Genomic DNA, 21617 nt, shown 5'->3' with positions numbered 1-21617 from the left:
GCGGCCATTGGGGCCGCCATGCGGAAGCTTGCACATTTGTGCTTCGGTGTCGTCAAAACTGGACGGGCATACGAGGCAAATTTTGCCGTTCAGGCTTGACGATCAAGACGGTATCTACGGTCAACGATTGATCGACCTTGTAGGGCGGATAAGCGCAAGCGCATCCGCCGTTTTGAAATACGGTCCACGATCGATCGAGTTGTAGGGCGGATAAGCGCCAGCGCATCCGCCGTTTTGAATTACACCACCGAATACACCGGATAGCGGCGCCACTCCGGTTCAACATAGCGCTGGCAGTTCGCAAAGATGAAGTCCAGTACCGCTTCCTGGTTCCCCAGCAGTCCCTGATTCTCTCCCTTCCATGCTTCAAACTTCGCCTTCAGCTCCGGCTCGTCGCGCAGCAGTTCCATGGCGTGGTCTTCGAACACGTAATCCGAATACGCTTCCTTCTTTTCCAGCACGCTGTTGAAGAAACCCCAGCGGAAGAAGCTGTCGTGCGCTTGCGGTTCCAACGTCTCGATGGCGTAACGCGCATTATCCTGGTCGAGCGGGATCCACACATCGCCCGGGCGCAGCGTCACACGCGTGCTGCGCTTCTCCAGCTGCACATCGTCATGGAACATGTGGCCTTCGTACGCGTTCGGGCGCGACGTCACAGACTTGATGTGATAGCACTGCACGTCCACCGTCTTCTCGGCGTCGATACGCTCCATCTTCACGCCGTTCCATTCCAGGCGCTCGATGGCTTCGCGCCACGCCTGCGGAATCACGTAGGCGCGTGGCGCGGTGACCGTGATATCGGCCGGGAAGCGGTTGAAGTACTTGATGTCGCGTTCCCACGGCCTGGTGCGGTCGTACGACAGGCGCGTGTAGTTACCGAGCTGGCTGGGCGAATACTGCGCTTCGTAACCCTTGAAGCGGAAGGTCGAGGTGTTCTCTTCGTCCATCGCCCAGTGAATCGGCCATTCGCGGCGCGTCTTGCCCTCTTCCTTGGCGGCGCGGCGCAGCGACTGGATCTGGCTGGCGTTCGCAATCGTGAAGTCGAGGGCCGTCTCTACCAGTGCGCGCATCGACTCATATCGATCGGCAAACGGCTTGAGCATGTGCGTCTCGGGCATGAAGCCGATGGTGTTGTGCAGGGCCGCGTACCCGGTCGAGAAGCGCGGGGTTTCGAGGAATTCGGCGATGCCGTGGTCAGGGCAATCCTTGACCGGATTGACGTACGGGCAGGTTGGCCAGCCACGCTGTTCCATCTCCCTGAACATATGGGGCAGCATCGTGTCGCGCAAAAAGTCGCCAAGGCCGCCGCCAAGCTTGTCCGCCTGCGTGTGGATCAGGGTCATCGTGTACGTGTAGTCCGCACCGTTGGAGGTGTGGGTGTCCACCATGACGTCCGGATCCCATGCGGTGAACAGCTTGTTGAAGACCTGCGCCGTCAGGGTATCGCATTTGACGAAGTCGCGGTTCAGGTCGAGGTGGCGGCTGTTGCCGCGGAAGCCGAACTGCTCGGGGCCGTCCTGGTTGACGCGCGAGGTGTTGGCGCGATTCAGGCTGCCGTCGACGTTGTACATCGGGACGAACAGGAACACCGTCTTGCCCAGCGCTGCAAGCCGCTCGGGCTGCGTGCAGAAGTCGCGCACGTGCGCCATGCAGGAGTCGACGCCTTCAGGCTCGCCCGGGTGGATGCCGTTATTGTTGAAGAAGACCGGCCGGCCTTCGCGCTTGAGCTGCTCGCGGTCGAACACGCCGTCGGCGGTAATCACGCCGGCATGGATCGGCACACCCGCGTCCGACGTGCCGACAACGCCAAAGCGCAGCACGTTCGGGAAGCGGCGCGCGAGTTGTTCGTACCAGGCGATGCATTCAGCCCAGGTCGTGGTCTGGTTCTTGTTGCCCTTCTCGTAGGGCGTTTGCAGGTCGTTCAGCATGATGGTGTCTTGTGAAGTCAAAGATTTGCGCGTGGTTGCGCCAGACCGCTACGATACATCAAGCGGCAGGGAGATGGATATGATGGTGCCGCTGCCCGGTTCGGACGCAAAGGAGATGGTGCCGCCCAGCGCATACACGCGTTCGCGCATGCCGATGATGCCGATGCCGGATGACGATGTGGCCATGTCGAACCCTGCGCCGTTGTCGGATACCTCGATGTGCAGCATGCCCTCTTCATCATCGAGCACCAGCGATACCCTGGTGCGCGTGGCGGTGGCGTGCTTCATCACGTTTGACAGCGCCTCCTGCACGATGCGGTAGGCGGAGATGGCAAGCTCGTTCCCAAGCTGCGAGAAGTCGCCCTCGGAGCGAAATTCAAAGCGGCTGCCGCCATGGCTGCTATCGTAATGGCGAATCATCTCTTCGACCGCGCCGTGCAGCCCAAGCATGTCCAGCACTTCGGGGCGCAGGCGCCGTACTAGCCGCCGCCCGCTGGCGTACAGGTCGAGCGTGAGCTTGGTGATGGCCTGCGACTTGGCCTTGATTTCGTCGATCGCCGGGCCCTCCCCTGCCTTGTCGGCAAGGTGGAAAATGCTTTGCGATTGGAGGCGCGCGGCGATCAGCGAGGCATTAAGCTCATCGTGGATCTCGACGGCGATGCTCTTGCGCTCGTCCTCGATGATCGAGTTGACCTTCTGGATAAGCTTGCGCTTGTCGGCGTCGGCCTTGAGCGCCTCGTTGCGCGATTCGACCAGTTCACTGGTGCGCTCGGCCACCTTGCGCGCGAGGGCGAGCGCCAGCGCGATACTGATGATCAGGGCGAGTGCAGCCATTGCCAGCTCAAGGCGGAAGCGGCGGGCCTGCTTGTCGAGCATATGCGATGGCGACATGGTCACGCGTACCCACCCGACGGTCTCCGTCGTCAGCGTCGGCGGCTTGGTGTCGCTCGACCCCGATACGTGCGGCGCGCCGTTATCCGAAAACAGGTTAATCCAGATCATCTGCTTGCGGATCGGCGCTTCGTAGTAGCGCGGCTCGGCGTCGGCCGACCTGTCCGAGGCGACGCTGACCGCGGGCTGCTGGTTAGCGTCGACGACATCGATGCGGTGGATGCTGCGGTCCGACTGCACCAGGCCATTGATCGTCAGGCGCAGGTCGGACAGGTTGCCGGAGATGACGTTGTATTCGCTGGTCTCGGCCAGTGCCTTGGCGAGGATGCGGCCGCGTTCAGCCAGTTCCTCAGCCACCTGCGCGCAGTGCGAGTACCACGAGTACCAGACAAAGGACGAGAACAAGAACATCACCGGCAGCATGGTGATCATCACCATGCGCGTGCCGATGCCGCGCCTGAACTTCATGGCGCCACCTGCGGCGGGCGGCGGGCAAAGCTGCGCGCCGCGTCGTCGGGCTTGATGTTCAACGAGCGCGCGACCGCTTCGTTGATGATGGTGCGGAAGTAGCGCGGGAACTGCGGCGGCGCGAGGACCCCGCTGGCCAAATAGGCCGCCGCCACTTCGGCCACTTGCGCGTTGATGTCCTCGATGTCCGAGTATGTGGAGGCGAGCGCGCCTGCCTTCACCATGTCCGCCGAAAAACCGATCACGCCCTGATTGTGGCGGTAGCTCGATAGCAGGATGTTGCGGAAGTTTTCAGGGGTGTAGACCGCGCTGTCCGGCGTGGCCAGCAGCACTTCGGCCTGCGCCATGCGGTTCAACACGCGGTTGATGTCGTCGCCGCGTGCGAATTCGTAGAGCTCCGCGCCCGCACTTAACGCGGGCCGCAGGTATGCGGTGTCGGGGCCGACAATGGCGACCACGCGCGTTGGGCGGCGGTACAGCAGCGACACCAGCTGCAGCTGGTCGGCTGGGGAAGGCTCCGCGTAGACGGCGCTTGCCTGCGACGGCGGCAGGTGGCCCGCGACGGCGCGCCAAACGGGGCTGGAGGTATATGCGCTGAGCTGCACGCACTCCACGCTACGGGCGAGCGCGTCGCGCAAGGCTACGGGGCCGAGCGCGATGCACAGCTTTTTGCGGCCGTTCGCGATGGCGCCTGCGGCCAAGGGCGCCAGCCGGCGCGACAGGTCTGCAGAGATGCGCCGGGTGACGTCCGTATCGTCGCCGGTGATGATCTCGATCCGTGGAGCCCCCCCGCCGACGGCAAACGCGCTGCACGCGGCGCTTGCCAGCACAATGGCGAGGGCGGCTCGCACTACGGCTCGATCAGGCCGTGTTTGACGGCCAGCTTGGTGATGTAGGCCTGGCGGTGCACACCCAGCTTCTCCTTGACCGCCTGGCTGATATTGCTGATCGTCTTGGCCGACAGGTTCAGCTTCTCCGCGATCTCCGCGTTGGTCAGGCCCTCGGCCATCAGCTTGAAAATTTCGAGGCCGCGCGCATCAAGCTGCGACTGGGGCGACACATCGCCGCGCACGGACAGGTTGGCCAGGCGCTCGGCGATCTGCGGCAGGAAGTACAGCTTGCCGGCGTGCGCGTGGCGCACGGCCGTGGCCAGGTCGGCAGGGTCGCAATCCTTGGTGACGAAAGCGCGCGCGCCGATGCGGTAGGTTTCCTTGATCAGGCTGTCCTGGTCGAACTGGCTCAGGAAGACGATCCGCGCGGCGGGGAATTTGGCGAGGATGCCGCGCGCCGCGTCCAGCCCGGTAAGCTCGGTGCCGAAGCGGATGTCGAGCACCAGCACGTCGGGCCGCAGCTCCGCATACATGGCCGCGGCCTCGTCGGGCGTCCTTGCCTGCCCCACCACATCCATGCCCAGCCCGGACAACGACATGGCGAAGCCGGTCATCACGATGGGATGGTCGTCAGCCAGCACGACGCGGATCTTGTTCTGCTCACTCTGCATTGACTACTCCTCCGGCACGGGCCGCATCGGTTACATCTGCTTACCAACGGATAGCAGCAATGTGTGCGGCCTAACTGACGATCAAACTCGTCGATGAGATTATTCCATACAACGAGGGCGGAAGCGAATTATCTCAGCCAGCCCAACGCGGCCTTGAGAGGTGTCAAACGCCAAGCAACAAATAGCAACAAAAATTACCGATAAATGGCTGTTCAATTGCTAGCCAATAGCATATATTGATACCGACTCTTAGCATAACAGGCCGATTAATCCAAGCGGCAACGGTTCAGGCCTTCCGATAGCCCATGAGCAAAACAACAACAAGGAGATTGCCATGCATTTCTCACACACTCCAGAGAGTGGCGGCAGCAAGTTCGTCAAAATTGGTATCGTTGCCGCGCTGCACGTCGTGGTAGGCGCCGCGCTGATCAACAACATGAACAAAGTGTCGATCTCGATGCCGAAAATTGCGGAAGAGATTGAAGTATTCCTGCCGAAGATCGAACCACCGCCACCTCCGCCACCGGAGCCCCCAAAGCCGGTGCCAAAAGTCGCGCCCACGCCGAAGCCGTTCGTGCCGGAAGTTGAGGTTGAGGTCCAGCAACCGCCGCCAACTGAGCAAGTAATGGAAACCTCATCGGTTCCCGACCCTGCGCCACCGGTACCGGGGCCGACCACCACTGAAGTCGCGCCACCGGCCGAACCGGGCACGGGTGCGCTGCGTACTGCGGTGCTGAGCGATGGTTGCGCGGTGCCTGAGTACCCTGCCCGCGCCGCCCGCAACGGCGAGGAAGGCACCGTCACGCTGGCGCTGCTGGTGGGCGCCAACGGCAAGGTAAGCGACTCGCGCGTACAGAAATCGAGCGGATCGCGCGACCTGGACAAGGCAGCGATCAGCGCGCTGAGCATGTGTAACTTCAAGCCTGCGATGGCTGGCGGTGCGGCCGAAGCGGGATGGGCCCAGATCGCCTATGTCTGGAAGCTGGAAGAATAAAGAACAACGTTTCAAGCACGCCCCGCCCCGTACTACCGGGCGGGGCGTTTTTCATCCGCCGCCTGCTTTCCATTTCTTGCCAAAATCGGGGTCAGACCCCAAAGTTTTTGAAATAGTTGCCTCCCGCGCCGCACACCTTGCTTGCGTTTTAACTTCGGGGTCTGTCCCCGGGGACCGACCCCGAACGCGCCAAAGGCGTTTGTAATGTTCCCAAAAGCTTGTGGTCTGACCCCGATTTTGGAAATGCTACCGGGCGGGGCGTTTTTCATCCGCCGCCTGCTTTCCATTTCTTGCCAAAATCGGGGTCAGACCCCAAAGTTTTTGAAATAGTTGCCTCCCGCGCCGCACACCTTGCTTGCGTTTTAACTTCGGGGTCTGTCCCCGGGGACCGACCCCGAAGGCGCCAAAGGCGTTTGTAATGTTCCCAAAAGCTTGTGGTCTGACCCCGATTTTGGAAATGTTGGCAACTAGCCGGTTCAGGGTTCGCCCCCGCGGACAGACCCGGACGTTGCACGTCGTTAGCGTAAATACCTGCGCGAATCGTTGCGCTGCAACAGTTTCAGAATGGCATACAATGTTTGTCGCGCCCCACAAGGGTGCAGTTCTACTCACCCTTTTCGCACCAGGAACCCATGCATAAGAAGCTCTTTTCCCTCACGGCCACGACCCTGGCCGCCAGCCTCGTCCTCGCTTTCCCAGTTCATGCAGCCAAGCCAGCATCCGGACCAACGGTCGAGGAAGCGCCTCTGCGTGGCCACATGGCGTTCCTGTCCAGCGACCTGATGGAAGGCCGCGGCACCGGCCAGCGCGGCGGTGACCTGACCGTTGCCTATCTCGAGGCGGCTGCAATGGCCGCAGGCCTGAAGCCTGCCAACGGTAACAGCTATCGCCAGGCAGTCAAGATTGCTGGCGTAAAGGCATCGCCGCAGGAAAGCAGCGTTGCCATCGACATCGGCGGCAAGCCGCAGGCGTTTGAATTCGGCAAGGATTGGGTGTGGGGCCCGGGCGATGCCAAGGCCGCGCACGCGATGGATGCGGAGATGGTCTTTGTCGGATACGGCATTTCTGCTCCGGAAGAAGGCTGGAACGATTACAAGGGCCAGGACGTCAAGGGCAAAGTCGTGGTGATGATGGTCAACGATCCGATGCCAACCGCCGCCGAGCCAGAGCGCTTTAACGGCAAAGGCCTGACCTATTACGGCCGCTGGACCTACAAGTTTGAAGAAGCAGCACGCCAGGGCGCGGCCGGCGTGCTGCTGATCCACACCGATGCGTCGGCATCGTACGGCTGGAGCGTGGTGCAGAACAGCTGGATGGCGGAACGCTTCCAGCTTGCGCAAGGCACGCTGGGCGCGCCAATGGAAGGCTGGATGACCGAAGACGTCGCCCGCACCATCTTCAAGGCGGCCGGCAAGGACCTCGATACCTTGCGCGCCGCAGCCGAGAAGAAAGACTTCCAGGCAGTTCCGCTGGGCATAAAGATCAAGGGCGAGATGAAGGCGGCTGTTCGCAACATCGAGCAATTCAACGTGGCGGGCTTGATTCCGGGAACCGATCCGAAGCTGAAGGATGAGGTCGTCATTTACACGGCGCACTGGGACCACCTTGGCAAGCAAGGCACCGGCGACGATACGATCTACAACGGCGCGGTCGACAATGCCTCCGGCACCGCTGGCCTGTTGGCCATGGCGCAGGCCGCCTCGCGCCAGCCAGCCAAGCGCAGCCAGATGTTCCTGTGGGTTGCCGCTGAAGAGCAAGGCCTGCTGGGCAGCGCTGCCTACGCATCGAGCCCACTGTGGCCTGCAGCCAAGACCGCAGCCAACCTGAACCTCGACAGCCTGAACTGGATTGGCGCAGCGCGTGACATCGGCACCAAGGGCAGCGAGCGCACGGAACTGGGCGCGATGGCGGAAGCGACTGCGAAGGCGATGGGCTTGACGGTCAGCAAGCCAACGCCTGACCTGGCCGGCGGCTACTTCCGCAGCGATCACTTCAGCTTTGCCAAGGCAGGCATTCCTGCGTTCTCGATCGCCGGCGGCAGGGACTATATCAAGGATCCGGAAGCGGCCCAGGCCAAGCAGAAGACCTACGCGCCGCGCTACCACCAGGTGAAGGATGAGTACGATCCGAGCTGGGACCTGTCGGGCATGGTGCAGCAGGCGCAGTTCACACTGAACCTCGGCCGCATGATTGCTAACGCGCCGAAGATGCCTGCGTGGAAGCCGGGCGATGCGTTTGGAAAGATCCGCGCCGCCGCCAAGTAAGCGCTCAGGTCGCGAAGCAAAAATGCCGTATCAGCTAGCTGATCCGGCATTTTTTTCGGCAATCGGCAGCGGTGGAAATCGAAGGCAATCGCCTTACTTGATCACCCCACACGCCATGCGCGCACCGCCTCCGCCGAGCGGAGCTGGATGGTCGGCATGGTTGTCGCCGCCCGCGTGAACCATCAAGGCTTTGCCCTTCAGTTCCGACATTTTCAGCCGCGGCGAGAGCACGGGATTCAACGCGTTGCCCTTCTCATCGACATACAGGGCCGGCAAATCGCCACGATGCCCGTCACCCCACGGCGTTCCATGCTTGCCGGTCTTGTCCGGGTCGTAGTGGCCGCCGGCAGCCTGGCCAGCGACACGCTTGCCGTCCTTCTCGGCCGTCGCGCAGCTGCCGTTCTCGTGGACATGGAAGCCATGCAAACCGGGCGTGATGCCCTTCAGCGCCGGCGTGAATACCACGCCATGTTTGGTCTCGCTAATGGTGACGGTCCCTGCACTCGCGCCTGGGCCGGACTCGGAGAGAACGTTCAGCGTCACCGTCATATCTGGCGCGGCAGTTGCCGCAGCGCTTACGGCCAGGAACATGGCGCCGCACAGGGATGTCAGTCGATGATTCATTGAATCCTCCTTTTGAATGGGTGAGTGACAATCTTATACCCACGCGCTTTTTCGTCCGGTTCGGTTGACGGCCCATCGGGAATGAGGCTATGCCACCGTTCAACGCCCACGTCGTTCCCGCGAATGCGGGAACCCATGCTGAGTATGCGTTGGGAGCGCCTCGTCATCTCCGTTGATCGCATTCAGTATAGGTTCCCGCTTTCGCGGGAACGACGGGCAGGTGGTCTGCGACCAAAAAAAACGGCACCCGAAGGTGCCGTTCTTGTCCAGCGTAAAACCGATTACTCGGCGTCGCCGTGGTGCTGTGCTGCGTTGGCGGTGTCTTCGATCGCCTGCAGTTCGCTCGACATGGCTGCCTTTTCGGCATCCAGCAGCGCCTTGCGCTCTTCCACTTCCCACGCTTCCTTCTCTTTGCGTGCGCGGTGGAAGGCCAGGCCGGTACCGCCAGGAATCAGGCGGCCGACGATGACGTTTTCCTTCAGGCCGCGCAGACCGTCGCGCTTGCCCATGATCGCCGCTTCGGTCAGGACACGGGTGGTCTCCTGGAACGATGCAGCCGAGATGAAGGAGTCGGTCGACAGCGATGCCTTGGTAATACCCAGCAGTACGTTTTCGTACGTCGCAGGGATCTTGCCCAGTGCATTGACCGCGTCGTTCGCGTCCAGCAGTTCCGAACGCTCTACCTGCTCGCCGACGATGTAGTCGGTGTCGCCAGCTTCAACGATCTGAACACGGCGCAGCATCTGGCGCACGATCACTTCGATGTGCTTGTCGTTAATCTTCACGCCCTGCAGACGGTACACGTCCTGCACTTCGTCAACGATGTAACGCGCCAGCGCTTCGATACCCAGCAGGCGCAGGATGTCTTGCGGATCGGCCGGGCCGTCCACGATCATCTCGCCCTTGTTCACTACCTGGCCGTCGTGTACCAGCACTTGCTTGTCCTTGGTAATCAGGAACTCGTGCTTGTTGCCGTCCATGTCCGTGATTTCCAGACGCTGCTTGCCCTTGGTTTCTTTACCGAATGCAACCGTACCGGTCACTTCAGCCAGCATGCCCGCGTCCTTCGGCGAACGTGCTTCGAACAGCTCGGCGACGCGTGGCAGACCACCGGTAATGTCTCGCGTCTTCTGCGATTCAGTCGGAATACGCGCCAGCACTTCACCCACCGACACGGCCTGGCCATCCTTGACCATGATCAGCGCGCCAACCTGGAAGCCGATCGCTACCGAATGCTCGGTGCCTGCGATCTTGACTTCTTCGCCAGCTTCGTTCAGCAGCTTGACCTGCGGACGCAGGGTCTTGCCGACCGAACCACGACGCTTCGCATCGATCGCAACCAGGGTCGACAGGCCGGTAACTTCGTCGACCTGACGGGCAACGGTCACGCCTTCTTCGACGTTTTCGAAGCGCACGGTACCCGCGTATTCCGTAATGATCGGACGGGTCAGCGGATCCCAGGTCGCCAGCGGCAGGCCGGCCTTGATGACCATGCCGTCCTTGACGTTCAGGGTCGCGCCGTACGGCACCTTGTGACGCTCGCGCTCACGGCCGTGGTCGTCCGTGATCAGCACTTCGCCGGAACGCGAAATGACGATCTGGGCGCCCTTGCCGTTGGTGACGTAACGCATGGTTGCCGAGAAACGGATGGTACCGTTCGACTTGGCTTCCACCGACGACGCCACTGCTGCACGCGATGCCGCACCACCGATGTGGAAGGTACGCATGGTCAGCTGGGTACCTGGCTCACCGATCGACTGTGCCGCAACAACACCGACTGCTTCGCCGGCGTTGACCAGCATGCCGCGGCCGAGGTCGCGGCCGTAGCACTTGGCGCACAGGCCAAAGCGCGTGTCGCAGGTCAGCGGGGTGCGGACCTTGACTTCGTCGATCGACAGGCGCTCGACTTCTTCAACCATGTCCTCGTCCAGCAGGGTACCGGCTTCATACACGGTTTCCTGGGTTTCAGGGTTGACGATGTCGTGCACGTTGACACGGCCGAGGATACGGTCGCGCAGCGCTTCGATCACTTCACCGCCTTCAACCATCGCCTTCATGACGGTGCCGTTGGTGGTGCCGCAATCGTCCTCGATCACCACCAGGTCCTGGGTAACGTCAACCAGGCGGCGGGTCAGGTAACCCGAGTTCGCGGTCTTCAGCGCCGTATCGGCCAGGCCCTTACGAGCACCGTGGGTCGAGATGAAGTACTGCAGAACGTTCAGGCCTTCGCGGAAGTTCGCGGTAATCGGCGTTTCGATAATCGAACCGTCCGGCTTGGCCATCAGGCCTCGCATACCGGCCAGCTGGCGAATCTGGGCTGCCGAACCGCGCGCGCCCGAGTCGGCCATCATGTAAATCGCGTTGAACGATTCCTGGGTCGACTTGGTGCCGTCGCGCTTGACGACGTCTTCCACTTTCAGCTGGTCCATCATGGCCTTGCCGACTTCGTCCGAGGTCTTGCCCCAGATGTCGACGACCTTGTTGTAACGCTCGCCGGCAGTCACCAGGCCCGATGCGTACTGCTGCTCGATCTGCTTGACTTCCGATTCGGCGGTCGCGATCAGGCCGGCTTTCTGGTCTGGAACCAGCATGTCGTCGACGCAGATCGAAATACCTGCGCGCGTCGCCAGGCGGAAACCGGACTGCATCAGCTTGTCAGCGAACACAACGGTTGCACGCAGGCCGCACTTGCGGAACGACGTGTTGATCAGCTTCGAAATCTCTTTCTTCTTCAGGGCGCGGTTCAGTACGGCGAACGGCAGGCCCTTCGGCAGGATTTCGGACAGGATCGCACGGCCAACCGTGGTTTCGTAGCGCGTGACGGTGCGCTCGAACTCGCCGGTTTCGGCGTTCTTCGGATGCTCGACGATACGCACGGTGATGCGGGTCGTCAGTTCAACTTCCTTGTTGTCGTAGGCACGGATGACTTCCGACACGTCAGGGAACAGCATGCCTTCGTTCTTGGCGTTGATCGCTTCGCGGGTCGCGTAGTACAGACCCAGCACGATATCCTGCGAAGGAACGATCGACGGTTCGCCGTTCGACGGGAACAGGATGTTGTTCGACGCCAGCATCAAGGTACGCGCTTCCATCTGCGCTTCGATCGACAGCGGGACGTGGACTGCCATCTGGTCACCGTCGAAGTCGGCGTTGAACGCCGCGCAGACGAGTGGGTGCAGCTGGATTGCCTTGCCTTCAATCAGGACCGGCTCGAACGCCTGGATACCGAGACGGTGCAGCGTAGGCGCACGGTTCAGCATGACCGGGTGTTCCTTGATGACGTCTTCCAGGATGTCCCAGACGACTGGCTCTTGCACTTCGACCAGCTTCTTCGCAGCCTTGATCGTCGTTGCCAGGCCCATCAGTTCGAGCTTGTTGAAGATGAACGGCTTGAACAGTTCCAGCGCCATCAGCTTCGGCAGGCCGCACTGGTGCAGTTTCAGCTGTGGACCGACCACGATGACCGAACGGCCCGAGTAGTCGACGCGCTTGCCCAGCAGGTTCTGACGGAAACGGCCGCCCTTACCCTTGATCATTTCAGCCAGCGACTTCAGCGGACGCTTGTTGGCGCCGGTCATCGCTTTGCCGCGACGGCCGTTGTCCAGCAGCGAGTCGACCGCTTCTTGCAGCATGCGCTTTTCGTTACGCGTAATGATTTCCGGCGCGCGCAGTTCCATCAGGCGCTTCAGGCGGTTATTACGGTTGATGACGCGGCGATACAGGTCGTTCAGGTCGGAGGTCGCAAAGCGGCCGCCGTCCAGCGGTACCAGCGGACGCAGTTCCGGCGGCAGCACTGGCAGCACTTCCATGATCATCCAGTCAGGCTTGATGCCCGAACGCTGGAACGCCTCAAGCACTTTCAGGCGCTTGGCGTATTTCTTGATCTTCGCTTCCGACTTCGATTCCTTCAGCTCCACGCGCAGCGCTTCGGCATCGCGGTGGATGTCGATCGAGCGCAGCAGTTCACGGATGCCTTCGGCGCCCATGAATGCGGTGAAGTCGTCGCCGTACTCTTCGTACTTGGCGGCGTAGTCGTCTTCCGACATGATCTGGCACTTCTTCAGCGGGGTCATGCCTGGATCGGTCACGACATATGCTTCGAAGTACAGCACGCGTTCGATGTCCCGCAGCGTCATGTCCAGGACCATGCCCAGGCGCGACGGCAGCGACTTCAGGAACCAGATGTGCGCGGTTGGCGACGCCAGTTCGATGTGGCCCATGCGCTCACGGCGCACTTTGGCCAGGGTGACTTCAACGCCGCACTTCTCGCAGATCACGCCGCGGTGCTTCAGGCGCTTGTACTTGCCGCACAGGCACTCGTAGTCCTTGATCGGGCCAAAGATCTTGGCGCAGAACAGGCCGTCGCGCTCTGGCTTGAAGGTACGGTAGTTGATGGTTTCCGGCTTTTTTACTTCGCCGTAGGACCACGAACGGATTTTCTCAGGGGACGCCAGACCGATCTTGATCGCGTCGAACGTCTCGTTGGTTTGAACTTGCTTGAATAGATCGAGCAGGGCTTTCATGTATCACTCCAGGTGATTGAATTTCTATTTCCGGTGCTAAAACCGGGGACAGACCCTTGATAAACCGGTCTGTCCCCTCGGCGCTGGCTCTTTAGTTGCGTTCCAGGTCGATATCGATACCCAGGGAACGGATCTCTTTCACCAGCACGTTGAACGATTCCGGCATGCCTGCGTCGATCACGTGATCGCCCTTGACCAGGTTTTCGTACACTTTGGTACGGCCGTTCACATCGTCCGACTTGACGGTCAGCATTTCCTGCAGCACGTACGATGCGCCGTACGCTTCCAGTGCCCACACCTCCATCTCACCGAAGCGCTGGCCACCGAACTGGGCTTTACCGCCCAGTGGCTGCTGCGTCACCAGCGAGTAAGGACCGGTCGAACGCGCGTGCATCTTGTCGTCCACCAGGTGGTGCAGCTTCAGCATGTGCATGTAGCCAACGGTAACCTTGCGCTCGAATGCTTCGCCGGTGCGGCCGTCGAACATCGTGACCTGGTTCTTCGAAGGGGTCATGCCCAGCAGCTTGGCGATCGGCTCAGGGTAAGCGAGGTCGAGCATGCGGCGGATTTCCGACTCGTGCGCGCCGTCGAACACTGGCGTTGCGAACGGAACACCCTTCTTCAGGTTGTCCGCCAGCGACACGATTTCTTCATCGCTGAAGTTGTCGAGGTCTTCCGGCTTGCCGGTCTCGTTGTACACCTGGCTGAGGAACTTGCGCAGTTCGTCGACTTTCGCCTTGGCGGCAATCATCTCGCCGATACGCAGGCCCAGGCCCTTCGCTGCCCAACCGAGGTGGGTTTCGAGGATCTGGCCGACGTTCATTCGCGATGGAACGCCCAGCGGGTTCAGCACGACGTCAGCCGGGGTGCCGTCAGCCATGAATGGCATGTCTTCCACCGGAACGATGCGCGATACCACACCCTTGTTACCGTGGCGGCCCGCCATCTTGTCGCCCGACTGCAGGCGGCGCTTGACGGCCAGGTAGACCTTGACCATCTTCTGCACGCCTGGCTGCAGCTCGTCGCCCTGGGTCAGCTTCTTGCGCTTTTCTTCGAAGGCCAGGTCGAACTGGTGGCGCTTCTCGGCGATCGATTCCTTGATCGCTTCGAGGGCGGTGGCAGCGTCGTCTTCCGACGGACGGATGTCGAACCAGTGGTACTTGTCCAGATCGTCCAGGTATTCCTTGGTGATCTTGGCGCCCTTGGCCAGCTTCTTCGGACCGCCGTTGACGACTTTACCGATCAGCATCTTCTCCAGGCGCTGGAAGGCATCGCCTTCAACGATACGCATCTGGTCGTTCAGGTCCAGGCGGAAACGCTTGAGTTCATCGTCGATGATCTGCTGGGCGCGCTTGTCGCGGACGATGCCTTCGCGGGTGAAGACCTGGACGTCGATCACGGTGCCGACCATGCCCGAAGGCACGCGCAGCGAGGTGTCTTTCACGTCCGACGCTTTTTCGCCGAAGATCGCGCGCAGCAGCTTTTCTTCCGGCGTCAGCTGGGTTTCGCCCTTCGGCGTTACCTTACCGACCAGGGTGTCGCCAGCCTGCACTTCAGCGCCGATGTAGACGATGCCCGATTCATCCAGGCGCGCCAGCTGGTTTTCAGCCAGGTTCGAGATGTCGCGGGTGATTTCTTCCGCACCCAGCTTGGTGTCACGTGCAACAACCGACAGCTCTTCGATGTGGATCGAAGTGTAGCGGTCGTCCTTGACGACGTTTTCCGAGATCAGGATCGAATCTTCGAAGTTCAGGCCGTTCCACGGCATGAACGCCACCAGCATGTTCTGGCCCAGTGCCAGCTCGCCCAGGTCGGTCGATGCGCCGTCGGCGATCACGTCGCGCTTGGCGACGCGGTCACCAACCTTGACGATCGGACGCTGGTTGATGTTGGTGTTCTGGTTCGAACGGGTGTACTTGATCAGGTTGTAGATGTCGACGCCGACTTCGCCAGCGGTTGCTTCGTCGTCGTTGACGCGAATAACCACACGGCCTGCATCGACGTAGTCAACCACACCGCCACGCAGTGCCTGCACGGTGGTGCCCGAGTCGACCGCAACGGTGCGCTCGATACCGGTGCCGACCAGTGCTTTTTCAGGGCGCAGGCAAGGTACTGCCTGGCGCTGCATGTTTGCACCCATCAATGCGCGGTTCGCGTCATCGTGCTCGAGGAACGGAATCAAGGAGGCTGCCACCGAGACGATCTGGCCAGGCGCCACGTCCATGTACTGGATGCGCTCTGGCGATACCAGGATGGTTTCGCCTGCTTCACGGGCCGATACCAGCTCGTCCGACAGGGTGCCTGCCGCATCGATGCCGGCGTTCGCCTGAGCAATGATGTAGCGGCCTTCTTCGATCGCCGACAGGTAATCGATCTTGTCGGTGACCTTGCTGTTTTCAACCTTGCGGTACGGGGTCTCGAGGAAGCCGTATTCGTTCAGGCGGGCAAACAGTGCCAGCGAGTTGATCAGGCCGATGTTCGGGCCTTCAGGCGTTTCGATCGGGCACACGCGGCCGTAGTGGGTCGGGTGCACGTCGCGCACCTCGAAGCCTGCACGTTCGCGGGTCAGGCCGCCAGGGCCAAGGGCCGAAACGCGGCGCTTGTGGGTGATTTCCGACAGCGGGTTGGTCTGGTCCATGAACTGCGACAGCTGGGACGAACCGAAGAACTCACGGATCGCGGCCGAAATCGGCTTGCTGTTGATCAGGTCATGCGGCATCAGGTTGTCCGCTTCGGCCTGGCCGAGGCGTTCCTTGACGGCGCGCTCAACACGCACGAGGCCGGCGCGGAACTGGTTTTCGGCAAGTTCGCCAACGCAACGTACGCGGCGGTTACCCAGGTGATCGATATCGTCGACTTCGCCGCGGCCATTGCGCAGTTCCACCAGGATCTTGATCACAGCCAGCACGTCTTCGTTCGACAGCGTCATCATGCCGGTCAGTTCGTCGCGGCCGATGCGGCGGTTGAACTTCATGCGGCCGACTGCCGACAGGTCGTAGCGCTCAGGGCTGTAGAACAGGCCGTTGAACAGGGCTTCGACCGATTCTTCCGTTGGCGGCTCGCCTGGACGCATCATGCGGTAGATCGCGATGCGCGCGGCCATCTGGTCGGCGGTGTCGTCGATACGCAGGGTCTGCGAAATGTAGGCGCCCTGGTCCAGGTCGTTGGTGTACAGGGTCTGGATTTCGGAGACGTCCGCTTCGCGCAGGCGCGACAGCAGGTCGTCGGTCAGCTCGTCGTTGGCCGAGGCGATGACTTCGCCGGTTTCGGCGTCGACCACGTTCTTGGCCAGTACGCGGCCCAGCAGGTAGTCTTCAGGCACGGAAATGTGCTTGATGCCGGCCGCTTCGATGTCGCGTACGTGCTTGGCGTTGATGCGCTTGTCCTTCAGCACCAGGGTCTTGCCCGACTTGTCGACGATGTCGAAACGCGCGACTTCGCCACGCAGGCGCTCGGCGACGAATTCCATCTCCGCGCCTTCCGAGCGCAGGTTGAAATTGTCGAACACGAAGAAGTTCGCGAGGATCTGCTCGTGCGACATGCCGATCGCCTTCAGCAGGATCGTCACAGGCATCTTGCGGCGGCGGTCGACGCGGAAGAACAGGATGTCTTTCGGGTCGAACTCGAAGTCCAGCCACGAGCCGCGGTAAGGGATGATACGTGCCGAGAACAGCAGCTTGCCCGAGGAGTGGGTCTTGCCGCGGTCATGCTCGAAGAACACGCCAGGCGAACGGTGCAGCTGCGAGACGATCACGCGCTCGGTACCGTTGATGACAAACGAACCGGTGGTCGTCATGAGCGGCAGTTCGCCCATGTAGACTTCCTGCTCTTTCATTTCCTTGACAACAGGCTTGGTCGGGGAATCCTTGTCCAGGATCACCAGGCGTACCTTGGCGCGCAGCGGCGACGCAAAGGTCAGGCCACGCTGTTGGCATTCCTTGACGTCAAAGGCAGGCTCGCCCAGCACGTACGACAGGAACTCGAGGCGCGCAAAACCATTGTGCGACACGATAGGGAAGATCGAGGTGAAGGCCGATTGCAGGCCGTCATTCTTGCGCGTCGACACAGCCGTGTCAGCTTGCAGGAAGTTCTCGTAAGATTCAAGCTGGGTAGCCAGAAGGAATGGAACGTTGTGAACGTTGGCGCGCTTCGCGAATGACTTGCGAATGCGTTTCTTCTCAGTAAATGAGTAGTGCATGGACACTCCGTGAGTGACAGAAAGGATGAGAATTCAGGGATTGCCAGTGACGCCGTTTAACGGTTAGAGTCACATGCAAGGCCTCAAGTCTCGCAACTTCGTGCCAGAGGAAAAAGGGAAAAACTGCTACGCTTGCTTCTACTACTTGCCGCCGGTAACGAGCTACTGCCCACATCCGTTACAGGGACGACAAAAGAGCCAAAGCCGCATCCTCCCCCTTTCGGGAGAGGAGCGCAAGCTTTGACTCGTGGCGCGAACCAGCCGCCAGATACTGCTATTACTTGATTTCTGCTTTCGCGCCAGCTTCTTCCAGCTTCTTCTTAGCGGCTTCAGCGTCAGCTTTCGACAGGCCTTCTTTGACGGTCTTTGGTGCGCCGTCGACCAGGTCTTTAGCTTCCTTCAGGCCCAGGCCGGTGATTTCGCGAACTGCCTTAATCACGCCAACTTTGTTCGCGCCGAAGTCGGCCAGAACAACGTTGAACTCGGTCTGCTCTTCAGCAGCTGCTGCACCGCCGGCTGCGCCGCCAGCTGCTGGAGCTGCCATTGCTGCTGCCGATACGCCGAACTTCTCTTCGAATGCCTTGACCAGTTCGTTCAGGTCCATTACGGACATTTCGCTCACTGCGTTCAGGATGTCGTCTTTGCTAATTGCCATTTGAAACTCCAAATTTGTTTGTTTAGTTTAGTAACTTGACTGTAGAGCGCGGCTATTAAGCTGCTGCGGTTTCTTCGGCTGCAGGAGCAGCTTCCGAACCTTCGCTCTTCTTCGCTGCCAGAGCAGCCAGACCACGTGCAAAGCCCGACACCGGAGCCAGCATAACGCCCAACAGCTGCGAGATGAGGACTTCACGGCTAGGAATGCTTGCCAACGCCGACACAGCTGCTTTATCCAGCTGCTTGCCTGCGTAGTTACCTGCCTTGATCACGAGCTTGTCGTTGGTCTTGGCGAAGTCGTTGATGACTTTAGCTGCTGCAACTGCGTCGTCCGAGATCGAGTAGATCAGCGGGCCGGTCATTGCATCAGCCAGGTTGGCAAACTGCGTACCTTCCACAGAGCGGCGAGCCAGCGTGTTCTTCAGAACACGCAGGTACACGCCCTGGGCACGCGCCTTGGCACGAAGTTGAGTCAAGTGACTAACCTGGATGCCACGATATTCGGCCACGACGATCGTTTGCGCAGATGCTACTTTTGCGGAAACTTCGGCGACTACGGCCTTTTTGTCATTCAGATTGAGACCCACGGTCAACCTCCTTAAATGATGCGCGGCAAATGCCTTGCATCGGTTCGAACAACGGCGTCCGACGTTAAGAAGTTCAGACTGAGCGGATACATTCACGCAGCATGGACTAACAAAACTTGTTCGGGTACACCATCTGCGTTGGGTGGTCTATTAACCTCCAGCCTACGTGCTGCCTTCGGCCCAACGGTCTTTGATTGCCTGCCGGATTCCCTTGCGGGCCTCCGGCAGCCCAAAGATGCGCCCCGCACCATTGCTGGCGCGAGGACTTGATTCTTTATTAAGCGGCCAGCGAACCGTGGTCGACGCGAACGCCTGCACCCATGGTCGACGAGATCGCTACCTTGCGCAGGTACACGCCCTTCGAGGTAGCTGGCTTGGCCTTGTTCAGCGCTTCGACCAGGGCAACCAGGTTGCTCTTCAGGTCTGCATCGCTAAACGACTTGCGGCCGATGGTCGCGTGGATGATACCTGCCTTGTCGGTACGGTACTGAACCTGGCCGGCTTTCGCGTTTTTAACCGCGGTAGCGACGTCAGGGGTAACAGTGCCGACCTTCGGGTTAGGCATCAGGCCGCGTGGGCCCAGGATCTGGCCCAGGGTACCAACGATACGCATGGTGTCTGGCGAAGCGATGACGATATCGAAAGGCATGTCGCCGGCTTTGACGCGCTCGGCCAGGTCTTCCATACCAACAACGTCAGCGCCGGCAGCTTTAGCCTGCTCAGCCTTTTCGCCCGAAGCGAACACAGCAACGCGAACGGTCTTGCCGGTGCCAGCTGGCAGCACGACGGAGCCGCGCACAACCTGGTCCGACTTCTTCGGATCGACGCCGAGCTGGATCGACACGTCGATCGACTCGTTGAACTTGGCGGTGGCGAATTCCTTGATGATCGACACTGCGCTGTCGAATTCGTAGGCCTTGTTACGGTCTACCTTGGCCTTCATGGCCTTAACGCGCTTGGACAACTTAGCCATTAGATACCCTCCACCGTGATGCCCATCGAACGCGCGGAACCGGCGATGATGCGCACTGCGGCATCCATGTCGGCAGCGGTCAGATCCGGCTGTTTCGTTTTTGCGATTTCTTCAGCTTGCGCGCGGCTCAGCTTACCGACTTTGTCGGTATGTGGCTTTGGCGAACCTTTGGTGATGCCAGCTGCCTTTTTGATCAGGTAGGTCGCTGGAGGCGTCTTCATCACGAAGGTGAACGACTTGTCCGCGAATGCCGTGATCACGACAGGGATTGGCATGCCAGGCTCGACACCCTGGGTCTGGGCGTTGAACGCCTTGCAGAATTCCATGATGTTCAGGCCGCGCTGACCGAGCGCAGGGCCGATCGGTGGGGATGGGTTTGCTTTACCAGCTGGCACTTGCAGCTTGATAAAACCAATGATTTTCTTTGCCATGATGGCTCCTATCTTTGGATGAGTAGTAGCGCCCCGCCGGGTACTGCATGGCAGGGCTCCTCTTTATCAGGTTCCGCCAACTGCGCGACGCCCTGAATCAGCGTTTATTTCACCGTCGTTCCCGCGCAAGCGGGAATCCATACTAAGCATGGGTTCCCGCCTGCGCGGGAACGACGTTATACCTTTTCTACCTGGCCGAACTCAAGTTCAACCGGGGTGGCGCGGCCGAAGATCGTGACCGAAACGCGCACCTTGGACTTTTCGTAGTTGACTTCCTCGACGTTGCCGTTGAAGTCGGTGAACGGGCCATCCTTGATGCGGACTTGCTCGCCCACTTCGTACAGCACTTTCGGACGCGGCTTTTCGACGCCTTCCTGCATCTGCTGCATGATCTTGTCGATCTCGCGCGCCGGGATCGGCGTCGGCTTGTTCGACTTGCCGCCGATGAAGCCGGTGACTTTCGCGGTGTTCTTGACCAGGTGCCAGGTATCGTCCGTCATTTCCATCTCAACCAGGACATAGCCCGGGAAGAAACGACGCTCGGTAACCGACTTCTGGCCATTCTTGACTTCGACCACTTCCTCGATCGGCACCAGGATCTGGCCGAACTTGTCTTGCATGCCGGCGCGCTCGATGCGCTCGGTCAACGCGCGCATGACGCTTTTTTCCATGCCGGAATAAGCATGCACGACGTACCAGCGCTTGTTGCTAACTGGTACGCTCACGGGCGCTGCGCCAGCGTCTTGTGCCGGAGCATCGCCCGGCACGTCTTGCACATTTTCGCTCATCTTATTTCCAACCCAGGATCACGTCGTATAACAGGAATTGCAAAATCTTGTCGGTGCCCCACAGGAACATCGCCATCACGACCACGAAGGCAAACACGATGCCGGTGATCTGGGTGGCTTCCTTGCGGGTCGGCCAAACGACCTTTTTGGTCTCGCGAACGGCTTCTTTGGCGAAGTTCAGGAAATCGCGGCCGGTTGCAGACATCCACAGAATCAGGACGGCAAACAACAAACCAGCCACGAGTGCCCCGGTGGACATCAAAGCTGGTTTATTCAGGCCTTTCAGGTAAAAGAACCCGACGACCCCTGCAATCGCCGCAACAACTGCCAGCGCGACCTTGAACTTGTCGTTCGACGTGCTGACGGTTTGCACGGATTGATTAGACATACTTTTGTACTTTCGGTGCCTGCACCAGAACGGTGGCAGGGACGGAGGGCATCGAACCCCCAACCTTCGGTTTTGGAGACCGACGCTCTGCCAATTGAGCTACGTCCCTACGTAAAACTTCAGTGGAATCAAGCATTTTACCATCGTACAGCCGCTGATGGCAAGGAGCTGATTGCGCCTGGCATGAAACCTGGCGCGGAAGACGGGGCCCGGAGGCCCCGCTTTACTACAATTACTTACCTTCGCTCAGGATCTTGGCAACAACACCTGCGCCAACGGTACGGCCACCTTCGCGGATTGCGAAACGCAGGCCTTCTTCCATCGCGATCGGGTTGATCAGCTTGACGGTGATCGACACGTTATCGCCTGGCATAACCATTTCCTTGTCCGCTGGCAGCTCGATCG

At 60.3% G+C, this 21617-nt stretch carries 16 protein-coding genes and 1 tRNA gene; 2 read left to right on the top strand and 15 right to left on the bottom strand.

Going from position 1 to position 21617, the window contains the following annotated elements; all coding sequences use genetic code 11:
• Nucleotides 1–239: 239 nt before the first annotated feature.
• From LMJ30_RS16610 to LMJ30_RS16595, 4 genes are read right to left on the bottom strand one after another with little or no spacing between them, the layout of a single operon-like run.
• Complete coding sequence (locus LMJ30_RS16610; RefSeq protein WP_229433523.1) at nucleotides 240–1928, bottom strand: M14 family zinc carboxypeptidase; 1689 nt, start codon at nucleotides 1926–1928, stop codon at nucleotides 240–242.
• A 48-nt stretch (nucleotides 1929–1976) separates the two neighbouring features.
• Nucleotides 1977–3287, bottom strand: a complete 1311-nt coding sequence (locus LMJ30_RS16605) for a sensor histidine kinase (RefSeq protein ID WP_229433521.1) — start codon at nucleotides 3285–3287, stop codon at nucleotides 1977–1979.
• Complete coding sequence (locus LMJ30_RS16600) at nucleotides 3284–4138, bottom strand: hypothetical protein (RefSeq protein WP_229433519.1); 855 nt, start codon at nucleotides 4136–4138, stop codon at nucleotides 3284–3286. The genes LMJ30_RS16605 and LMJ30_RS16600 overlap by 4 nt, the downstream gene beginning before the upstream one ends.
• Entirely contained in the window at nucleotides 4138–4788 is a 651-nt protein-coding gene (locus tag LMJ30_RS16595; RefSeq protein ID WP_229433517.1) for a response regulator transcription factor, read from the bottom strand. Before LMJ30_RS16595 ends, LMJ30_RS16600 begins: the two co-directional genes overlap by 1 nt.
• Before the next feature lie 334 nt (nucleotides 4789–5122).
• Here LMJ30_RS16595 and LMJ30_RS16590 point away from each other — a divergent pair, with 334 nt between their 5' ends.
• Together LMJ30_RS16590 and LMJ30_RS16585 are read left to right on the top strand one after the other, a co-directional pair.
• Nucleotides 5123–5782, top strand: a complete 660-nt coding sequence (locus LMJ30_RS16590; protein ID WP_229433515.1) for an energy transducer TonB — start codon at nucleotides 5123–5125, stop codon at nucleotides 5780–5782.
• A 632-nt stretch (nucleotides 5783–6414) separates the two neighbouring features.
• A complete protein-coding gene (locus LMJ30_RS16585) occupies nucleotides 6415–8046 on the top strand; it encodes a M28 family peptidase (protein ID WP_229433514.1) in 1632 nt (543 codons plus the stop codon).
• Nucleotides 8047–8139: 93 nt separating this feature from the next.
• On the opposite strand, the gene sodC is transcribed toward LMJ30_RS16585, so the two are convergent.
• The 11 genes from sodC to LMJ30_RS16530 all read right to left on the bottom strand — a co-directional run.
• Nucleotides 8140–8670, bottom strand: coding sequence for a superoxide dismutase family protein (sodC, locus tag LMJ30_RS16580; protein WP_229433512.1), 531 nt, complete (start codon nucleotides 8668–8670; stop codon nucleotides 8140–8142).
• Between the two features lie 281 nt (nucleotides 8671–8951).
• Nucleotides 8952–13193, bottom strand: a complete 4242-nt coding sequence (gene rpoC, locus LMJ30_RS16575; protein WP_229433510.1) for a DNA-directed RNA polymerase subunit beta' — start codon at nucleotides 13191–13193, stop codon at nucleotides 8952–8954.
• A gap of 91 nt (nucleotides 13194–13284) precedes the next feature.
• Nucleotides 13285–17391 carry a DNA-directed RNA polymerase subunit beta gene (gene rpoB / locus LMJ30_RS16570; protein ID WP_229433508.1) on the bottom strand — a complete coding sequence of 1369 codons (4107 nt, stop codon included), beginning with the start codon at nucleotides 17389–17391 and terminating at the stop codon, nucleotides 13285–13287.
• A 277-nt stretch (nucleotides 17392–17668) separates the two neighbouring features.
• Nucleotides 17669–18046: a 50S ribosomal protein L7/L12 gene (gene rplL, locus LMJ30_RS16565; protein WP_229433507.1), complete on the bottom strand. Its 378-nt coding sequence runs from the start codon at nucleotides 18044–18046 to the stop codon at nucleotides 17669–17671.
• A 55-nt stretch (nucleotides 18047–18101) separates the two neighbouring features.
• Entirely contained in the window at nucleotides 18102–18632 is a 531-nt protein-coding gene (gene rplJ, locus LMJ30_RS16560) for a 50S ribosomal protein L10 (protein ID WP_229433506.1), read from the bottom strand.
• A 277-nt stretch (nucleotides 18633–18909) separates the two neighbouring features.
• A complete protein-coding gene (gene rplA, locus LMJ30_RS16555; RefSeq protein WP_229433505.1) occupies nucleotides 18910–19605 on the bottom strand; it encodes a 50S ribosomal protein L1 in 696 nt (231 codons plus the stop codon).
• On the bottom strand, nucleotides 19605–20036 hold the full coding sequence (gene rplK / locus LMJ30_RS16550) for a 50S ribosomal protein L11 (RefSeq protein ID WP_229433504.1): 432 nt from the start codon (nucleotides 20034–20036) through the stop codon (nucleotides 19605–19607). Before rplK ends, rplA begins: the two co-directional genes overlap by 1 nt.
• 176 nt (nucleotides 20037–20212) lie before the next feature.
• The gene (nusG, locus tag LMJ30_RS16545) at nucleotides 20213–20824 is read right to left on the bottom strand and encodes a transcription termination/antitermination protein NusG (protein ID WP_229433503.1); all 612 of its coding nucleotides are present in this window, start codon (nucleotides 20822–20824) and stop codon (nucleotides 20213–20215) included.
• Nucleotide 20825: 1 nt separating this feature from the next.
• The gene (secE, locus tag LMJ30_RS16540; RefSeq protein WP_229433502.1) at nucleotides 20826–21212 is read right to left on the bottom strand and encodes a preprotein translocase subunit SecE; all 387 of its coding nucleotides are present in this window, start codon (nucleotides 21210–21212) and stop codon (nucleotides 20826–20828) included.
• A gap of 33 nt (nucleotides 21213–21245) precedes the next feature.
• A tRNA-Trp gene (locus tag LMJ30_RS16535) sits at nucleotides 21246–21321 on the bottom strand.
• A 123-nt stretch (nucleotides 21322–21444) separates the two neighbouring features.
• The coding region (locus tag LMJ30_RS16530; RefSeq protein ID WP_458329385.1) for an EF-Tu C-terminal domain-related protein at nucleotides 21445–21617 on the bottom strand (173 nt) is incomplete at its 5' end.

This window comes from Massilia agrisoli, from assembly GCF_020831365.1.
GTDB lineage: Bacteria > Pseudomonadota > Gammaproteobacteria > Burkholderiales > Burkholderiaceae_D > Telluria_A > Telluria_A agrisoli.
Note: the sequence above shows the minus strand (reverse complement) of the source record. Positions and strands in the feature narration are given on the sequence as shown.

Excerpts from the sequence above, each read along its gene's own strand:
- LMJ30_RS16610 (WP_229433523.1), bottom strand. The coding sequence starts at position 1,928 with ATGCTGAACGACCTGCAAACGCCCTACGAGAAGGGCAACAAGAACCAG.
- LMJ30_RS16605 (WP_229433521.1), bottom strand. The coding sequence starts at position 3,287 with ATGAAGTTCAGGCGCGGCATCGGCACGCGCATGGTGATGATCACCATG.
- LMJ30_RS16595 (WP_229433517.1), bottom strand. The coding sequence starts at position 4,788 with ATGCAGAGTGAGCAGAACAAGATCCGCGTCGTGCTGGCTGACGACCAT.
- LMJ30_RS16590 (WP_229433515.1), top strand. The coding sequence starts at position 5,123 with ATGCATTTCTCACACACTCCAGAGAGTGGCGGCAGCAAGTTCGTCAAA.
- LMJ30_RS16585 (WP_229433514.1), top strand. The coding sequence starts at position 6,415 with ATGCATAAGAAGCTCTTTTCCCTCACGGCCACGACCCTGGCCGCCAGC.
- sodC (WP_229433512.1), bottom strand. The coding sequence starts at position 8,670 with ATGAATCATCGACTGACATCCCTGTGCGGCGCCATGTTCCTGGCCGTA.
- rpoC (WP_229433510.1), bottom strand. The coding sequence starts at position 13,193 with ATGAAAGCCCTGCTCGATCTATTCAAGCAAGTTCAAACCAACGAGACG.
- rpoB (WP_229433508.1), bottom strand. The coding sequence starts at position 17,391 with ATGCACTACTCATTTACTGAGAAGAAACGCATTCGCAAGTCATTCGCG.
- rplL (WP_229433507.1), bottom strand. The coding sequence starts at position 18,046 with ATGGCAATTAGCAAAGACGACATCCTGAACGCAGTGAGCGAAATGTCC.
- rplA (WP_229433505.1), bottom strand. The coding sequence starts at position 19,605 with ATGGCTAAGTTGTCCAAGCGCGTTAAGGCCATGAAGGCCAAGGTAGAC.
- rplK (WP_229433504.1), bottom strand. The coding sequence starts at position 20,036 with ATGGCAAAGAAAATCATTGGTTTTATCAAGCTGCAAGTGCCAGCTGGT.
- nusG (WP_229433503.1), bottom strand. The coding sequence starts at position 20,824 with ATGAGCGAAAATGTGCAAGACGTGCCGGGCGATGCTCCGGCACAAGAC.
- secE (WP_229433502.1), bottom strand. The coding sequence starts at position 21,212 with ATGTCTAATCAATCCGTGCAAACCGTCAGCACGTCGAACGACAAGTTC.